Raw genomic sequence first — 17,155 nt, 5'->3', positions numbered from 1 at the left:
TTTGTCGCCGCCCGTCTGGACGCGCTAGGCGTCGCGACGAATATCAATTCGATTCATAATTGCGAACCTTACCTTAGGATCTTTAACTTCGTAGAGGGTAGCGCCATTTGGCCCCTTATCCTCGCACTTGCGAACCAGCCCAATGCCTTCCATACCGACCACATAATTTCCTGTAGAACCTCCCGTCCCAGCAGCAGTTGCTAGACTGTTGATCGTAAATTGACAGTCTTGCAACTTACGCAAATGAGATATGTATGAATAAACATCCAAACTGTTAGCTCGTGCATCAATCTTGCGGGGATAATATTCATAGTAGCTAAAGTTCTTAACAAAAGACTTCATGCCAGCTTGCATCGCCTCGGTCGATACCTTTTTAACTGTAGGATCTAGCTGATATTGTTCTCTCAGCACTTGGTTCATGAGCTGCCACAAATCGCGGGGATTGGCGTTCGCAAGTGGTAGCAGGTTGTTCTTGAAGAACGTTGGATCTCCGAAGAGCTGGCTGTAAGAAGTGACCTTATCGTTGGAATGAAGTTGGAGCCTCTTGTCGAGAACATTGATGAGTTCGTGGTCACGCCAATGAACTTGTTCAACACAGAACTTATTCGCCCGGAAATCCGATTTAACGTTCTGGAACGGGATGCTCCAGATAGAAAAAATGAATTGTAAGTCATTTCCATAGAAGATTTCATTTTCTACTAAAAATGGCCTTAAAAAATTTGCAATGACTGCCGAATCATTTTTCAGTCGTGAATCTTCGTCAATGCGGTCGAGGACAAGAGTTATCGGTTTTACACCGAGCTTATGACAAAGTTCAACCGTTTTCTTTAACAGCAGTGTGTTGGCTTTACCGTCGTCGAAGTCAGAATCGACTGCAAGCTCGATTCGCTCAAAGTAGTCCTTTGCACTGCTAGCTTCGTTTTCAGAAGGGTCAGGTAGACCGAGGGACTGACGAATAGTGTGACTTGCGATGTCAACTCCGGTATTCGCTGCTTGGTTCGCGACACCGCGGAAAAAGTTGAAAACCAATGCGGCTCCGCGTTTGAAGCGCCCATGTTGAATTTTGCGTAAGTCTTCGCGGAGAGCTGCACGGGATAATGTACTTGTGTGGTTCTTCAAAAGATAGGAAACCAGAACTTTGTCATCGCGATCCAATTTAGGCCGGTCAAACACCACATTTGACATTTGTGGCAATAGCTTTTTAAACAGAAGATCCGTTAAAGTAGAGACATAAAGTCCATAAATGTCAGCACGTCCAGGAACTAGCGGAAGATCCGAAAAGTTCGAGACCTGAGCGACCTTTGCCGTTTTTGAACGTTCACTTACGAGTTCGAATAAGAGCGCAGTCTTACCCGTTCCGCGTTCCCCATAAAGGAAAATGTTTTTACCTTCCCTAGCAGCTTGAATCGCTGGTGAATAGGCGATCGGTCGGACAAATGCTACACGAAGGAATTCCCTTTCCTCCTCAGCGGTAAACACGGAGAACGGGTATCTATCAAGGCCTAACCCTTGAGTAAAGTCGTTGAATTCTATTGTCATTCAGTTTCCTCGTTTTTGATGCCCATATAAATTTTTGTATTCTGGCGCAATTGGCTCGAAAAATCATACTAAGTGGCACGATAACTCAGGTTCCTGGCGCAACTCATTGGCGATCGAAATGGCCTGCGGCCCCGAAGGTGATGAGGCAGCTTCGACCAGTCCGGCCGGATCGAGGGGCCGGTGCTCTAGGAGATCTTGCCGGAGATGGCGCGCGCGATCTCCAGCAGGTCGTCGACGATCGTGGTTTTTGCCCCCTAGGACAAGCGCCAGGTTTTGTTAGGCGCTCTTAATATGGCTGCAATCGTGTCCAGCGAACGTCTCAAGCCGCGATTTGAAATATGCCTCCGTGTCCTCGTCCAGGAAACAGACGTAGCAGCCCTTGATTCCTCTGGAAAGCAATACACGGTAGGTATTCTGGAGAAGACGAACGAGGGAAACTCCGGAACGCTTCACCGTCCCGTCGAAATTTTTCGTCTTGTCGGCCAGCCAAATGCCAGTAGTCGAGTCGTATCTGAGATCGTTCCCGAAGATCACCCCCACATAGTCGAATTCGAAGCCCTGTGCCGTATATACGCAACCGACCTGACCGATTCCTCCGGGCTGATACGCCCACAGGTTTGACTTTGGAATCCCAGGCGCGAGACGGCCCGCGTCGGGTTTGGCATTCCAAGGGCGCGCGAACTCCCCGACGACTACGTCGTTCGGCAAAGTACCGTCGTCATTGGGATTGGACCACGGCCAGCAGTACCCAGCTAACATCCTTGCCGAATGGCCGCTGGCGGCTTTTTCAAGAATCGCGAGCTCGAGTTTGGCGGGCGAAGGGAAAATTCGGAAATCGAACTCGTCGCCAAGCGAGTCTTCCGGCGGAGCTCCGTTTAGGCCAAGGCTGGCAGAAATCCACCTGACGAACCGTTCGGAGCCGTTGCACCTGAATTGTGCGGCGAGTTCGTACTCCTGGACCGTGCAGCCAAGCCTCTGCGCCTGGGCACGTATGTAGTCGGCAGAACCGATCTCGCCCGGCCTCACCACCTGGGCGTCGTCTATCAGGAATACGCTCACGCGGCAGGCACGGATGAGCTCCTCTAATTGACTCATCCCTGTCTTCTTGGAAGCTGGAGTGAACCTATTGCTGCTTACTTCGCGGATCCGGTGTGCCTCGTCTGTGATCAGGACGTCCACCGCGTCCGGCGGCGACTGCATGTAGTTGTTTGAGTACGTAAAGAGGTCGGCGCCGCGCGTGCCGATGATTTTCCGCAGCGTTTCCGTAAAGGCCTTGGAGCCTGTCACGTAGTGGGCTGAGTAGCTGTTCCTAAGCAAAGCCGCCGCGAGGTTCATGGCGATGACGGATTTGCCCGTCCCAGGGCCGCCCTTAACTATGATGACCTGTTTGGTCCGGTTGTGGACACCGTTTTTAAGCGCTGTAAAAACGCTGTCGAAGGCTACTTGCTGCTCGTCGAGCAGCAAGTACGAGCTGTCATTGGCTATGACGCCCGCGACGTGCTCCATAAGTTTCTTGCTCGGCCGGTATCGTGATTGCTCAATGCGGCCCAGCACCGTCAACCCGTCGCCGTGGCCCACATGACGCCGGATGAACTCCACGAAGGCGTCCACATCGTCGGAGGTGAACAGCGGCGATGCCGCGAGAAGCTCCGTGAATTTCGCGCGCTTGAGTGGATCGTTCGGGACCGTCAGGTAATTGTGGAGATAGGCGCACGGAATTGCATGCAGTGGTGGGGCGTCTGCGTAGAACGCCTCGTGGGAGTCTTCCAGGTACTGCGCGTACCGGCGCGCCTGCTCGGAGGGGTGGAGCTGCTCGCGTTCCCTTCCGCCTACGAACGAGATTACCTCGTTGGGCCCTTCTGCCTCTTTACAGGTCTCCCATTGCTTGAGCTCTAGGATTACTGCCGCCGCTTTGCCGGCTTCAGAAAAGCCGCAGAGGACGCAGTCGATCCTCTTGGACGTCTGCGGCAGCTTGTACTCAAGAAGGATGCCCTGATCCACAAGGCCGGCCCGGCCCAGCACCATCGCCAGCGCCCGGAGCGAGTTCCTCCACGATTGGATCTCGCTCGGCCCCGGGGTATAGCCATGTGCCGATTCGAACCCCAATCGCAGCTTCTCGGTGATCTGGTTCCGCTCGCAGTCCTCTATGAAATGCTTGGCGTGGTTCGCGTATATGCGCATGCTTACTTTCCCTCGTAGGCGGTGTACTTTTCTGAACGGCCGCGAGCTTTATCGACAGGATATTTCTTGGCGTTGATCGCTATTTTTTCCGCCAGTGCCTCGTATAGATCCACGCCCATCCTGTCCGCCAGCAAAAGCAGGTATGCCAGCACGTCTCCCATCTCCAAGCGCACCGCCGCCCTTGCGCTTTCAGTGAGCTCACTCCCGTCTCCCGTGGAAAGCCACTGGAACGGCTCCAACAACTCCGCCGCTTCTACGCTCAGCGCCGTGGCTAGGTTCTTTGGTGTATGGAACTGGCCCCATTCGCGCTCGACGACAAACTCATGCAGCATGGCACTAAGTGCCTCGAGGTCGGGGATTCTGGGATGCATAGCCTGCTCCTTGATAGTAAATGTCCACTGCATACGATAGGTTTCCGAAGCCGTCAGCTATAAGATGTGAGTGGACAGGCCCTCTGCCCAGCCGTATGCTTCATTATAGTCAATTTCCCGCAAGAATTTACCTTGCACCACAGGCGGCATGGTGTCTTTTATCATGACTACATAGGAAAATAATGGGCAAGATAACAAACCCCGCCACAATTAGCAGCCAATTTAACCTGTCGGAAGAGGTCCTGGCGGAGTTCGACGTCGTGAACGTGCTGCTGGCCACGGACACGCTCCTGTTCATTGATCCCATGCTGCTGACTTACAGCAAGCATCCAGAGATACATGATGGAGCAATAGGTGAATACACGCAGCGGTTTCGCACAATTATCAGGCTCTTGGCTGGCTCAAAGCAAAAGGGCGACGCAGCTTGGAAGGGGGCCGAACGCCTCTTTAAGTTCTCCGAGGTCAGCTGGACCTGCCTTGGCTACGGAACTTCGGTAAAAGGCTCCGGGTTCGGCAAGGACCTGGTCGCGACGACGCTGGACACGGCGTCCCAGATCGTCGGGCTCGGGGTGGATGACGTTGACCTATTCATGGCACTAGCGCTGTTTGAGGAAGGCATAGGGCCTGACCGCATCAGCGACATGACGACCAACATAATCCTGAAAAGCCTAATCGCATTCACCGACAGGGTTAACGCCAGCCTGAAAATGCCTAGGAAGGCCTACGTCATCGGTGGCATACACATGAACTTGATCTGTAACCCCTGTTCGGGAGACCCATTGGTGCTGGTCCCGAGGGACATCGTGCGTGCGCTGCCCATCGCTGCCGATTGGAGTGACATCGCGCGGGTGGTGGCGGAAAACGACGCGCTCCGGGAGCGAGTGAACGGAAGCGTTGGCGAGATATGGGCAAACATGACCAAGGCTAAGAAGGCCCAGATGAAGGACGCCGCGCTCAGAAGCGAGAAGGCGTTCAAGGACTTGCTGGAAATGCTCAGGGAGGTCGATCCGAAGCCTTACGACTTCGCAGGTGACAGGAATGGCGAAGCGTTCTGGACGCGCCTCCTGGAAACTATACCGAACCAGTTCCCTTTCGATCTCGCGAAATACGCGAAGCGGAAGCTGGATGTTGACGCGGTCGAGGAAATCGTCGGGAAAATTGTGGAGCAGTTCCGGGACCTGGTGGAGAACAAGGGGCTGTGGAAAGAACTGTGGACCGAAGAAGGGAAACCTCGAAAGGAGAAGGCGAGCCAGCGACTGTTCTATGCCATCGCCTATGCCCACTGCAAGGCAAACGACCTAGACCTTACTCCGGAGGCAGATTCCGGGAACGGCCCAGTCGATTTCAAGGTCTCGAACGGCTTCGCCTCCAAGGTGGTAGTGGAGATCAAGCTATCGACCAATCCCGACGTCGTACACGGTTATGAGAAGCAGTTGGAATTTTATAAGAAAGGCGAGGATACGGACCGGGCGTTTTTTCTGCTAGTTGATGTCGGCCGTATGGGGAGAAAGCTTGATGGCATTCAACAGCTACGGATAGGGTTCATCGAGGAGCATGGCCACGCTTCGCACATCGCGTACGTCAATGGCATGCAGAGGGCTTCGGCAAGCAAGCGCGAGTAACCGCTGATTGTCATATGCACGAGCAGATCAGTGGGGGCATTGTTGCAAGTCGAAGTTGCCGCTAGCCGCTTCCGCGTGTTCTCAACCATTGCTAAAGATGATTTCGTACATTCCAATGCTGACCTTGCGGCACATGGTGCTGAAGCGAAGCGCGTCGTAGCGACGTCACGCCGTTCTGCGACCTAATCTTCCGGAACGTCGATCCAGCGGCGGAGTCCGAGGACTGCGTGATGAAGCCGTCCTTTTTCTTGTGCCTGCAGACCTTCAGTCAGGACTTCGGCATGCCACTGCGGCGTCCGGCTTGGGCGGACCATAAGAAACAATGTCACAGCAGGTCGGGATTGACAGATTGGGACGCAATCTCAAGCGCCTCCCTTAACGTCTGACCAGCGGCAGCAGCACCATCAAATGACGCCATCAGTTCGATCGCCAAGGGCATCTGGCTAGAATCAAACCACTCCTTATGCCCGCCTGCACCGTAGTTAGTGTGCCCGCTCTTCCAAGGCGACTCGACCTGCCAAACAAATAGTGCATCCTTTAAGATGGCCTCTCGGCGTATTGCCTCGCTCTTATTTCCGCCGACAAGCCAGGCTTGGCTCGCATGGAGATCAAAGGTTGACGCAAGGCGATCACGGTCAGCGTCGTGTTGGTTGGCTTTCCGCACAAAATCCCATACTCGAAAGGGCCAGCGCCCGGTCATTCCGATCTTGATCTTGGGCTCGCACTGCATCCGTAATATGTACACCCAATACACGGGAACCGGCACGGCCGCGTATAGCTTTACCGGGACCTTCAAGTGATACCACTTTAGTAGAAGCGATACATACGGCTTGCAGTCGGGATATCGGACGTGGTACTTGGCTACACTGCCTCGCAGCTTATTTTCGCCAACGACACTAGCCAGCCATTTCAAACGAATGGCATCAACCTCGTTCTCTACCAACACGCCATATTGATCCGATGGCAAGTCGTCAAACGCTGAACGGTAGAGCGAGTGAATTTCGTTGGTTGGTTGCATATAACTTTTCCTTTCGACACGCGCAGGACCATCATTAGAGCGGACTTTAGCGGCTAAAACCGCGCGGGGAACTGTTAAGTGGCGCCCTCCATGCTAGCTAGCATTGCGCTGCACACACTAGGACCGTCGTCGGGATTGTAGTCTAGCAGCTTTGACCTGCCTTAACTCTGTAGAGACATTTTTTACGGGCAACGCGCGTTCATTCGGCGGCGGCAGCCGCTTGGCCTCGCAGAGCAGGAACCCGTTGAGCGCCGTAGGTGTGAATAAGCGAAGGTGAAGATAACTGTCCCGCATGCGGGATAGCTATCTTCACCTATCCTGCCCGCCCCAAACGTTCGATTAAGAGCCCAATCTTAACGGCGGCTATTTCCCATTCACTTCCGATTTATCCTCAATTTCTACACTAAAAAATAACTGATCACAAATCAAATTAAGCGCCATTCAGAGTTCGCCAGCTGAAAGTATAGCTATACATTACTTTCGGGCTACTAGGACACACCAATATGTTCTGAAATGTCGATTAAATAATACTATTTAGCACGGATTTAGTTCGTGCTAGCATCCGCTATACATATTCCTCACTTTAGCCAACACTAGCCATATAGAGCCAACCAACAACCCAAAGGAAAGTTGTGAGTGTGACGTTTGAGATTTTGAAAGAGAAATATGGTGCTGTTCTGACTTTGGAGCAATTAGCCGAAACATTAAGCCGTAAGCCAGAAGGCGTCCGTATGGCGTTATCGAGGAAAGAGCCTTGGGCGAAAGACATCAATGCTGCAAAGGTTTACATTGGCCGACGCGTATATTTCCCGGTTGAGTCTGTGGCAAGACTGCTCGACGGCACATTCGCTAACAATAGTCGCAATAAATCTCATGAATAGGGGACCAAGATGAAGAAATCGGTAAGACGAACTTTAGCTGCTAAATTTTTCGCGATTTTAGCTGCAACAGCATTACCTACTCATGCCGGCATTCCTGTTATTGATGGCGCAAATCTAAGCCAAAACTTGATGACCGCCTTTGAGAGTGTTACGCAAACTCTAAAACAGATTCAACAGTATCAAGTTCAACTGCAGCAGTATGAGTATCAACTGAAGAACACATTACAGCCATCCACGCGACTTTGGGATGACGCTACTACTACAATGAACCACTTGCGTAGTGCTATCGATACTCTTGAATATTATCAGAACAACCTAGGAAGTATCGACGCATATCTTGGCCGTTTTAAAGATATGGCTGCTTATCGGAGCTCGCCCTGCTATTCTGTGAACGGCTGTACAGCAGCAGAATGGCAAGCCATGAGAACAACTGAGGTATTTGGCTCAGAGGCGCAAAAGCGAGCGAACGACTCTTTGTTCCGCGGGTTAAAAATCCAACAGCAGAACTTAGAATCGGATGCTTTGCAGCTACAACGCCTTCAATCCTCTGCGCAAGGAGCGGAGGGACAACTACAAGCCATCGGGTACGCCAATCAGCTAGCGAGTCATCAATCTAATCAGCTTTTGCAAATTCGCGGATTATTGATAGCTCAACAGAATATCATCGCTACTCGCAACCAGGCACTTTCTGATAACGAAGCAAAACAGCAAGCGGCGAGTGACAAGCGATTTGCAGCCCCTGGTCCGTCTGATCCAACTGAGGATAGGTGGCACTGATGAAAAATCTTATATCAATTATCGCGATCATTTTCGCAGCATCGGGTTGTGGCAATAAAACTGACGCCGAGGCTGAACGTCAGATGAATTTAAAAGATACATATCGGGTTCCGCCGCCTAGTGATCCTGCCGAAGATCAGTGGACCAAGCCTAGGTCCGAGCCACCAAAGTCAAGGGGCAGTAAATGAACAACCGCGTTTTTCGAAATTTGTTATTTTTGATTCTCATCGGATTAACCGCCTTTCCGGCATTGGCCGTACCTCCAAGTGGCGGAGGTATTTTAAACGATGTGACAGTGCGGTTTTACACTTATAGCTCTGCATGGGCGTCCGTGATTACTGGTTATGCCACTTGGTTATTTTGGATGCTCGTTACCATTAGCATGGTTTGGACGTTTGGCATGATGGCTTTGAGGAAAGCTGATATCGGAGAATTTTTTGCTGAGTTTGTAAAATTTACGATAACAACTGGTTTTTTTTGGTGGCTACTATCGAATGGCCCAGCAATGGCTGTTGCTATCATTAGCTCGATGCAAGAGATTGGTGCGCGCGCGGCTGGGAGTCCTATTGGCATTGAGAATTTAACTCCGTCAAGTCCGATCTCTATTGGTCTCAATATCGTTAAAAAGGCTTTCGCGTCACTCAGCTGGGTGCACCCCATTGATAATCTCGCTATTGTAATCGTGTCGACGATTATCCTGCTTTGCATGTGCGTTGTAGCAGCAAATATTCTTATCGCCTTGGTAAATGCATGGGTAATGGCATATGCAGGCATTTTTATCCTGGGGTTTGGTGGCTCACGGTGGACTTCCGACATGGCAGTTGGCTATTTCAGGTCCATGTTAGGCGTCGGGATGGAATTGATGACAATTACCCTTCTAGTGGGCATTGCAACGAGTGTAATCAGCGGTTTTTACGCCAATCTGGACGGGTCATCTCTCTATGAATTGCTGGTGGTTTTTTGTGTATGTGCCGTTTTGGCTTTACTGATCCACAAGATACCTGGTCGCATGGCCGCGTTGGTTGGCGGTGGCTCTGGTGCCGGAGTGGGAGTGGGTACCCTTATGGGCGGTATGGCGATGGCTGCATCAGCCGTTGCGACAGGAGGTGCCGCTGTCGTAGGAGCCGGTGTAGCCGGTGCTGCCAGCGCTGCGGGTGGTGCCCAAGCTCTTATGGCTGCATTTTCCAAGGCGAGTGCAGCGGAAGATGCCGGTGGAGGTAATAGTGGAATCGGTGCTCTTACGGCCGCTGCTGGTGGCGGTGCTGGGGAATCTGGCGGTGGCGGTAGCGTGGGCGGAAGCTCGCTGGCGGCGGCGATGGGCGACATGGACAGCGTTTCTTCTAGTAGTGCCGGCCACGCTGGTATGGGGTCGAGCTGCTCGGCTGGTGACTTGCCAACCCGCGCATCGACAGGATCAAGTCAACGGACAGACAAGTCGAACGCCAAGGGAAGTACGGGTAAAAATAGCTCTCCGGGTGAAGCAAAATCAGGGGTTGCGATGATGGCTGCAAAGGTTGGTAAGGTCGTGGGGGGTACTGCAGCAGGCTTGGCGCAAGGGACATGGGACGTGGCGAAAGCTAAGGTGTCTGAAGTGAGCGAGTCGGCTATGGACCGGATTGGCGAAACTACAGGCGGCAAGATCGCGACCGCGATCAAATTGCGGGAACAGGCCGGCCGAGCTACTGGGACCGCCCAGTTCGATGAAAGCAGCTTGTCGGCCGGTACCAAAACCGGTGGTATGAATAGCGAAACTGAATCCGAGATAGCAGAATTTGTAAACCGGCCGGCAAGTAACGATATGGGCAAAACATTAAATAATAATGGAGCTAAATCGAATGCTTCATCAACTGCAGCAAGTGGCAAATCGGTCTTTGACTAATCCAACCAGGAGAGTTAATCATGGATGCATGTGCTGAAAAATTTTCTTCGTACGTCACCGTTCTGGAGTACGCATTGAACATGATCGACGATGATGTTTCTTCGTTTAACCTTGGCCAATACAGCGAGGCCGGGGAAATCCTCGATACCATCATGGAGGTTAATATGATGTTGGTCTATCGTTTCCAATGCGGGCCAGTGCCGAGATCTGATATGGCCGACGTTAGGAAGAAAGTAAGTAACCTCTCGGTGAAGACTAAGAGCGAGGCAGAAAATCTGATAAACATTTCCAGCGATCACTCTTCTATATAATTTTTTACATAAATATTTATGTGCGTATCTATATGATTACGCGCATAACTGCATATGTTGAATGGTAGTGTTCATTCTTGCACAAGGACCGCAGCATGAGGGATAAAGCACTAAAATTGACCCGAAAGCACAAGCACTTGAGGGTGCCAGTGCTGCCACAAGAAGAAGAGCAAATCGCCAGCAATGCTAGGGCAGCAAATTTGCCCATCGCTGTCTTCCTTCGCAATGTCGGGCAAGGCTATCAGGCGCGTAGCATATTGGACAATCGTCGAGTAGAAGAGCTTGCTCGCATCAATGGTGACCTTGGCCGCTTAGGTGGACTACTGAAACTATGGTTGACGAATGACACTAGGACGGCAGCGTTTGGCGAAGCAACGATCCGTGCCCTGCTCTCCAAGATCGCATCCACTCAGGACCAAATGCAGAGCATCATGCGTGAAGTTCTAATTCCGAAGAAATAGCAGTAGGCCTTCGCCAGTCCAGCGCGGACGAGAAATTTCCCAAAATGAGTAATACGACCCATAACCTTGCATCGTTCGGCGAATTTTGACATTTTTTTGTGTGTTGAGCGCCGATTTACTCATTATGGGAAATCTGCCTAGGGCAATGCTAAACTAGTCTTTCAACTTCCTACCAAGTTTTCTTGTCATTGTTAAACGCCATGCTGGTAGCGGTGCCTGTAGCTTCTCAGGGATGCAGGTACCGCTCGTGGCTACCATTTTGCCTATCCAGACTAGGCTTGTCGCACACCTTTGCCAGCTTGCTAAATTTAGCCGCTAAAATTTTGGCTGTAACACCACTGCTTCGATCGTTAGCCGTCACGGACAGCTAGAAGCGGAGTTGGTGGGCCGACATACGTCGGTATTGGCATCATTACCTTACTCATCCGCCAGGAGAGCAGCAAGCGTTGTCCTAGTCACGAATACTGGAAGATGCCAAGTTGGTCCGCCGTCGGCAACAAAATGCACTGTGCCCACCTTATCCGTATCCACCGGATCATTCCTTGATTTGCTTTGCAGGTCACGCACAGCCTCGGCACTGGCCAAGTCAGATGTGGCTGCCAGAGAAACCTTAAGCTCCTGCGCATTTGAAGGCGCTCTCTTCACCTCATCTAGAGACTTGTCCATATTTTCTGCCGGCACGCCTCTCCCGTCCCTGCTGGAGACCCTGGGCACAGGAGTATCGCCGTTAGCGATAGGAGAGCTAAAGCAAAATTTCGTCTTGCGCATGGTGAAGTTCTTGGAATCAATTATTAGCTTAACCTCAGCCAGCCAACGGCTACTCATTTTGGAGAATTGAAGCCGCAGGACGACTGATTTTCGAGGCGACTATCCATCAACTGGTTTTACCCTGGAGTAAAATTCTTAATTTTTGTTGCACCCGAGAATTTGGAAGCCATTGATTAAGAAAAGATTAAATCGATTAGGCGATTTTCGATGACGAAGATGTCCTTTTCAAAACAAAGACTTACGGTGGAATGAGCTGTGGATAATGCGGACTCTGTCCCGGACTTTGGAAATTCTATCCCCCCTTGACGCACATTCTATCCCCCCACACGCCCATTCCGTCCCCCCTCCGTGCGAACTCTATCCCCCGAACAGGAGCGGATATTGGCCGCGCTTTTGAAGGTGCTTTTTCTGAGCAATAGTGGGTGTCCGTTCTACGGTCACCAGACCTCCAGGCGATATTTTGCTACGGAAATATTGTCCACAATCGTTGTGCGCCTTCTCAAGCAATTGAAGCGCTGGCTCAAGGGTCGCAGTACGCCAGCACCTTAAGGCTCTCTCCTTTGCCATCTCCGTCTTCGCCGAAGCGCCCGTCTTGCTCCCGCAAAGGGAGTGAAGGGTATCAACGTTAAGAGGGTATGGACGTGCGTGTGTCGAGTAGTAGCCGTGAAGCCACTGAGCCAACGGATATCCCTGCAAGCTGCGTCGGATTGTCCAATCCACACCTGTATAGGCGTCGCGGCTGAACAATACTCTCATGCGAGGATTAAGGGTCAGCATATACTGTCCATTGGTATCATCTAAAAGGACCTCATTGATGAGCGAGCCGATATAGGTATATGGTCCCTGTCGAAGCTCAACATTTGCACCAGCTAGCCGCGTGATAACGCTCTTGAGCCACTTGCGATCGCCCTTCCCAAGGCTATCGCCATTGGGTCCGCCGCGGCCGATTAGCCGCAGGAATTGCCTGGCGCCAAACTGAATTGGTTGAACTAAGTCGGCATTCCGCGATAAGTGCAGGATCCCTTCCCAGACATCCAGATCAGTTTGATCGAGCTGCATCCCTGAGTACCATATTACAACTCCCTCAACCGATGCAATCAGCTCCCGGTCCAGCCGAGCACGCTTACAACGGCCAATCGCACCGAACAAGGCGGAGCGTAGAACTCCATTGGGAACGCCACGCACAGTCTCTGGCCATGGAGGCATGCGAGAGCCTGCGACAAGTGCGCGCTCTGTGAGTCGTTTGGAAAGATCCTCGAGCAGCATGACTATGCCCCCCGGGCCCGACGCGTCGAAGAGGCGCCTGCTGGCCGTGCAGTGCTAGCCGCTGTAGTGGTCTGCTCAGTTTTCCGAGGGCGGCCCCGTTTAGGCGTAGCCAATGGCAATGCCGGCACTGGAGGGGGGGATAGAACATGCTTCGCGAGCCAGCATTCAACATCTTCCGTGCGCCATAAAAGGCGTTTCGTGCCCGGAAGCCGGCATATCGGCGGCAGTGCTTGGGGATTACGCGTTACATCGCTACGGATGCTTGCGACAGATTTATGAAGACACGCGGATAACTGCTCAACAGAAAGTAAGGTTTGCATGGCAAGACGTCTCCGAACCCGACCAGTCAGAGACCGTCGGAGTCGAATGAGTCTGCGGGGCTGCACGCTTTCCAGTTGGGACGAGAACGTTACGCCAAAGGCTGCTCGACCAACTTCGCTATGGAAAACCTACAGCGGGGTTGTCCCCCTCATGTTGCCGTTCTCCTGGAAGCCTCACACTTTGACTCCGGCCTCATTCTGACCGGCGGTGAGCCTCTCGCAGGCGATTGCCTAGGCATCCTTTCCTATTCATCCTCATTCCGCTTTAAAAGATGAACTGCTGAACGATACGTGGCCCTCGCTTCGTGACGACAGGTCTGCGGGCTACGCTACCTGGTCGCTTTGCTTTTGTCTCGGGGCCGTTCACACGCTCTCAGCACGGTGCTGAAATCATAGCGTATTTTGGAAAACAACAGTGCACATGGCTGCACAGATAGGCAAATTGACCCGTGCCTATGCCTTCGCTTGCAGTAGTCTGCAATGCGATGCAGCATGTCGAGCGTGCCAAAAATTAGAGAAGAGAAACTTGGCACAAGTTTGGCACAGTCGGTGTGCCAAAAAGTGCATCAAATTGCTAAACACTGCAACATATTGCAGCGCATAACTTATTGATTGGAAGGGAAAAAATGGTGCGGCTGGCTGGGATCGAACCAGCGACCCTTGGCTTCGGAGGCCAATACTCTATCCACTGAGCTACAGCCGCACTCGGAAGAGAACCGGAAGGATACCGGCTTTCGTGCCGCGCGTCTATGTCAAAGCACAACTTTTCATGGCATGCATGCAAATAGTCACTCTTACCGATGGGAAACTAACCATTTCCACCGAGGCCGAATCGTTTCCAAGCCAATAATTTTGCGTCTATAATCGTTCGGATCACCGAAGTACCCACCCTTAACACTGGCAGGCCAGACTTTGTACTAAGGACATCATGAGCGACGCACAACACGAACCAGTCTCCGTCATCCGGACGCCCAAGCAACTCGTAGCAGCTGTCGTAGGTTTCTTCCTTATCACCATCCTCGGTATCATCCTGCTGGTGCAATTCGTCACCCAGCAAAAGCTGACGGGCGCCGGCACGGACGCGATGTCCGCCGAAGCCGTCGCCGGCCGCCTGAAACCGGTCGCCGACGAAGGCTTCACGTTCAAGGACGCCAACGCGCCGAAGGTGCTGCAGACGGGCGAAGCCATCTACACGACGACCTGCCAGGCTTGCCACGGTGCCGGTGTCGCCGGTGCGCCGAAAGTGGGCGACAGCGGTGCCTGGGGCGCCCGTATCGCGCAGGGTTACGACACGCTCGTCAAGCACGCCATCGAAGGCATCCGCGCGATGCCGGCCAAGGGCGGCAACCCGGACCTGGACAACCTGGAAGTGGCGCGCGCCGTCGTGTTCATGACGAACCAGTCCGGCGCGAAGTTCAAGGAACCGGAAGCACCCGCCGCTTCCGCCGCCGCACCGGCAGGCGATGCGCCCGCGGCAGCACCGGCCGAAGCGCCGAAAGGCTGATTCACCGGCCTCCCGGAGAACCGCCTGCGGGCGGTTTTTTTTCGTCCCGACGTTTTCGGCGGGCGTAAAAAAGGCCGCACGCTGGCGGCCTTGCATCGTCAAGCGCGCACGCTTACCAGATGATCACACGCTCCTTCGGCGGCAGGTACATCTTGTCGCCATCCTTCACCTTGAAGGCGTCGTAGAAGCCCGGCTGGTTGCGCATCGTGCCGTTGGCGCGGAACTGGCCAGGCGAGTGCGGGTCGGTCTTGATCTGCACGATCTGGGCCGGCTCGCGCATCTTCATGCGCCATACCTGCGCCCAGCCCATGTAGAAGCGCTGGTCGCCCGTCAGGCCGTCGATCACCGGCGCCTTCTTGCCCTTCAACGACAGCTTGTAGGCCTTGTAGGCGACGGCGAGACCGGAGTTGTCGCCGATGTTCTCGCCCAGCGTCAGTTCGCCGTTCACGTTGTAGCCGGGCAGCGGGCTGAAGGCGCTGTACTGCGCCACCAGCTGGCCCGTCTTGGCCTTGAAGTTCTTGTGGTCGGCCGGGCTCCACCAGTCGCGCAGGTTGCCGTCGCCGTCATACTGCGCGCCCTGGTCGTCGAAGCCGTGGCTGATCTCGTGGCCGATCACGCCGCCGATGCCGCCGTAGTTGACCGCGTCGTCCGCCTTCGGATCGAAGAACGGCGGCTGCAGGATCGAGGCCGGGAACACGATCTCGTTCATTTCCGGGTTGTAGTACGCGTTGACCGTCTGCGGCGTCATCAGCCACTCGTCGCGGTCGATCGGTTTGCCCAGCTTGTTCAATTCCTTGTTGTAGTTGAACTCGTTGGCACGCTGCACGTTACCCAGCAGGTCGTCGCGCTTCACCGTCAGCGCCGAGTAGTCGCGCCACTTGTTCGGGTAGCCGATCTTCGTCGTGAACTTGGCCAGCTTCGTTTGCGCTTCCTTCTTCGTGGCCGGCGTCATCCAGTCCAGCGTGTTGATGCTCTGCTTGAACGCGGTCAGCAGGTTCTTCACGAGCACTTCCATGCGCGCCTTGTACTCCGGCGGGAAGTGCTGCTGCACGTAGACCTTGCCGATCGCTTCGCCCAGCGCGCCTTCCGTCGAGGTGACGGCACGCTTCCAGCGCGGGCGGTTCTCCGTTGCGCCGGACAGCGTGGTACCGTAGAACGCGAAGTTCTCGTCGACGAACGCCTTCGACAGGTACGGTGCGGCAGCATGGATCACGTGCCACTGCGCATACGCCTTCAGCGTTTCGATCGGCGTGTTGGCCAGCACCTTGTCCAGCGCCTGCAGGTAGGTCGGCTGGCTGACGATCACGTACGTCACCTTGCCCTGCACGCCGGTGGCGGCCAGGTAGGCGTTCCAGTCGAAGCCCGGCATCAGTTCGCCGACCTTCGCGATGTCGTACTTGTTGTACGCCTTCACCGGGTCACGCAGCTCGACCTTGCTCCACTGGATCTTCGCGATCTCCGTCTCGAACGCAACGATCGCCTTGGCGGTGGCGGCGGCATCGGCAACGCCGGCCAGCGTCAGCATCTTCGCCATGTGCGTCTCGTACTTCGCCAGCGCGTCGGCCAGTTTCGCGTCGTCCTTCTTCAGGTAGTAGTCGCGATCCGGCAGGCCCAGGCCGTCCTGGTAGAAGTCGGCCACGTACTTGGTCGAATCCTTGTTGTCCTGGTGGATGCCGAAGTTGATCGGTGCCGTCACGCCATAGCGATTGAACTCGGCGAGCAGTTGCGGCAGCGCCTTCTTGTCGGTCAGGGCGCCGATGCGGGCCAGGTTGTCCTTGATCGGCGCAATGCCCAGCTGTTCGACGCGTGCCTCATCCATGAAGCTGGCGTAGAAGTCGCCGATCTTGCGCTGGTCCGCGTCCTGCGCACTGGCGGCCGCGTCCTCGATGATCTTCTTCAGCTGCGGCTGGATATCCTCGCGCAGCTTGGCGAACGAACCCCAGCTGGACTTGTCGGCCGGGATCTCGGTCGTGGCCAGCCACTTGCCGTTGGTATGAACGAAGAAGTCGTCCTGGGCGCGCACGGATGGGTCGACATACTCGATCGCGATGCCGGATGCGACGTTCTTGGTCGGGGCCTTGTCGGCCGCGCCGGCAACGCCGCAGACGCCGGCCAACAGGCCGAGCGTTAATGCACTTAACAGGTGTCGTTTCAAGGTATTTCCCTCTTGTGTAGAACGATGGGTTTGGGCCGGTCGGTCACCGGGCAACCGACAATATCATACGCGCCGGCCCGGATGACAAAAAGACCACGCAGT

Annotated in this window: 14 protein-coding genes and 1 tRNA gene; 7 read left to right on the top strand and 8 right to left on the bottom strand. The window is 53.9% G+C overall.

Annotated features, from left to right (window positions below; genetic code table 11):
• Positions 1 to 24: 24 nt before the first annotated feature.
• The 3 genes from IP92_RS17145 to IP92_RS17135 form a co-directional block, all read right to left on the bottom strand.
• The gene (locus IP92_RS17145; RefSeq protein WP_145877157.1) at positions 25 to 1,539 is read right to left on the bottom strand and encodes an anti-phage protein; all 1,515 of its coding nucleotides are present in this window, start codon (positions 1,537 to 1,539) and stop codon (positions 25 to 27) included.
• Between the two features lie 276 nt (positions 1,540 to 1,815).
• On the bottom strand, positions 1,816 to 3,720 hold the full coding sequence (locus IP92_RS17140) for a DNA/RNA helicase domain-containing protein (RefSeq protein ID WP_145877154.1): 1,905 nt from the start codon (positions 3,718 to 3,720) through the stop codon (positions 1,816 to 1,818).
• 2 nt (positions 3,721 to 3,722) lie between these two features.
• Complete coding sequence (locus tag IP92_RS17135; RefSeq protein WP_145877152.1) at positions 3,723 to 4,091, bottom strand: nucleotide pyrophosphohydrolase; 369 nt, start codon at positions 4,089 to 4,091, stop codon at positions 3,723 to 3,725.
• A gap of 182 nt (positions 4,092 to 4,273) precedes the next feature.
• Between IP92_RS17135 and IP92_RS17130 the strand changes: the two genes are divergently transcribed.
• Positions 4,274 to 5,713, top strand: a complete 1,440-nt coding sequence (locus tag IP92_RS17130; protein ID WP_145877150.1) for a DUF8370 family protein — start codon at positions 4,274 to 4,276, stop codon at positions 5,711 to 5,713.
• A gap of 325 nt (positions 5,714 to 6,038) precedes the next feature.
• Here IP92_RS17130 and IP92_RS17125 read toward each other — a convergent pair whose 3' ends face one another.
• Positions 6,039 to 6,731 carry a hypothetical protein gene (locus IP92_RS17125; RefSeq protein WP_145877148.1) on the bottom strand — a complete coding sequence of 231 codons (693 nt, stop codon included), beginning with the start codon at positions 6,729 to 6,731 and terminating at the stop codon, positions 6,039 to 6,041.
• Positions 6,732 to 7,363: 632 nt separating this feature from the next.
• On the opposite strand from IP92_RS17125, the gene IP92_RS17120 reads away from it, so the two are divergent.
• The 5 genes from IP92_RS17120 (at position 7,364) to traJ (ending at position 11,040) form a co-directional block, all read left to right on the top strand.
• Positions 7,364 to 7,612 (top strand): hypothetical protein, encoded by a 249-nt coding sequence (locus IP92_RS17120; protein ID WP_145877146.1) that lies wholly within the window; start codon positions 7,364 to 7,366, stop codon positions 7,610 to 7,612.
• A 9-nt stretch (positions 7,613 to 7,621) separates the two neighbouring features.
• Positions 7,622 to 8,389 (top strand): P-type conjugative transfer protein TrbJ, encoded by a 768-nt coding sequence (trbJ, locus tag IP92_RS17115; protein WP_145877143.1) that lies wholly within the window; start codon positions 7,622 to 7,624, stop codon positions 8,387 to 8,389.
• A gap of 184 nt (positions 8,390 to 8,573) precedes the next feature.
• Entirely contained in the window at positions 8,574 to 10,268 is a 1,695-nt protein-coding gene (trbL, locus tag IP92_RS17110; RefSeq protein WP_145877141.1) for a P-type conjugative transfer protein TrbL, read from the top strand.
• A gap of 20 nt (positions 10,269 to 10,288) precedes the next feature.
• Entirely contained in the window at positions 10,289 to 10,579 is a 291-nt protein-coding gene (locus IP92_RS17105; RefSeq protein WP_145877139.1) for a hypothetical protein, read from the top strand.
• A 95-nt stretch (positions 10,580 to 10,674) separates the two neighbouring features.
• Positions 10,675 to 11,040 carry a conjugal transfer transcriptional regulator TraJ gene (gene traJ, locus IP92_RS17100; protein ID WP_145877137.1) on the top strand — a complete coding sequence of 122 codons (366 nt, stop codon included), beginning with the start codon at positions 10,675 to 10,677 and terminating at the stop codon, positions 11,038 to 11,040.
• Positions 11,041 to 11,457: 417 nt separating this feature from the next.
• Here the strand turns inward: traJ and IP92_RS17095 are convergent, their stop codons facing one another.
• From IP92_RS17095 to IP92_RS17080, 3 genes are all read right to left on the bottom strand, one after another.
• Positions 11,458 to 11,808, bottom strand: a complete 351-nt coding sequence (locus IP92_RS17095; RefSeq protein WP_145877135.1) for a hypothetical protein — start codon at positions 11,806 to 11,808, stop codon at positions 11,458 to 11,460.
• Positions 11,809 to 12,165: 357 nt separating this feature from the next.
• Entirely contained in the window at positions 12,166 to 13,014 is an 849-nt protein-coding gene (gene trfA / locus IP92_RS30800) for a plasmid replication initiator TrfA (protein WP_371860945.1), read from the bottom strand.
• Between the two features lie 1,007 nt (positions 13,015 to 14,021).
• Positions 14,022 to 14,097: transfer RNA gene (locus IP92_RS17080), tRNA-Arg, on the bottom strand.
• Between the two features lie 225 nt (positions 14,098 to 14,322).
• Here IP92_RS17080 and IP92_RS17075 point away from each other — a divergent pair.
• Positions 14,323 to 14,898, top strand: a complete 576-nt coding sequence (locus tag IP92_RS17075; RefSeq protein ID WP_145877131.1) for a c-type cytochrome — start codon at positions 14,323 to 14,325, stop codon at positions 14,896 to 14,898.
• A 112-nt stretch (positions 14,899 to 15,010) separates the two neighbouring features.
• Here IP92_RS17075 and IP92_RS17070 read toward each other — a convergent pair whose 3' ends face one another.
• Positions 15,011 to 17,053, bottom strand: coding sequence for a M13 family metallopeptidase (locus tag IP92_RS17070; protein ID WP_145877130.1), 2,043 nt, complete (start codon positions 17,051 to 17,053; stop codon positions 15,011 to 15,013).
• Positions 17,054 to 17,155 lie beyond the last annotated feature (102 nt).

Source organism: Pseudoduganella flava, from assembly GCF_007830495.1.
GTDB lineage: Bacteria > Pseudomonadota > Gammaproteobacteria > Burkholderiales > Burkholderiaceae_D > Rugamonas > Rugamonas flava.
This window is presented reverse-complemented; position numbering and strand designations above follow the sequence as displayed.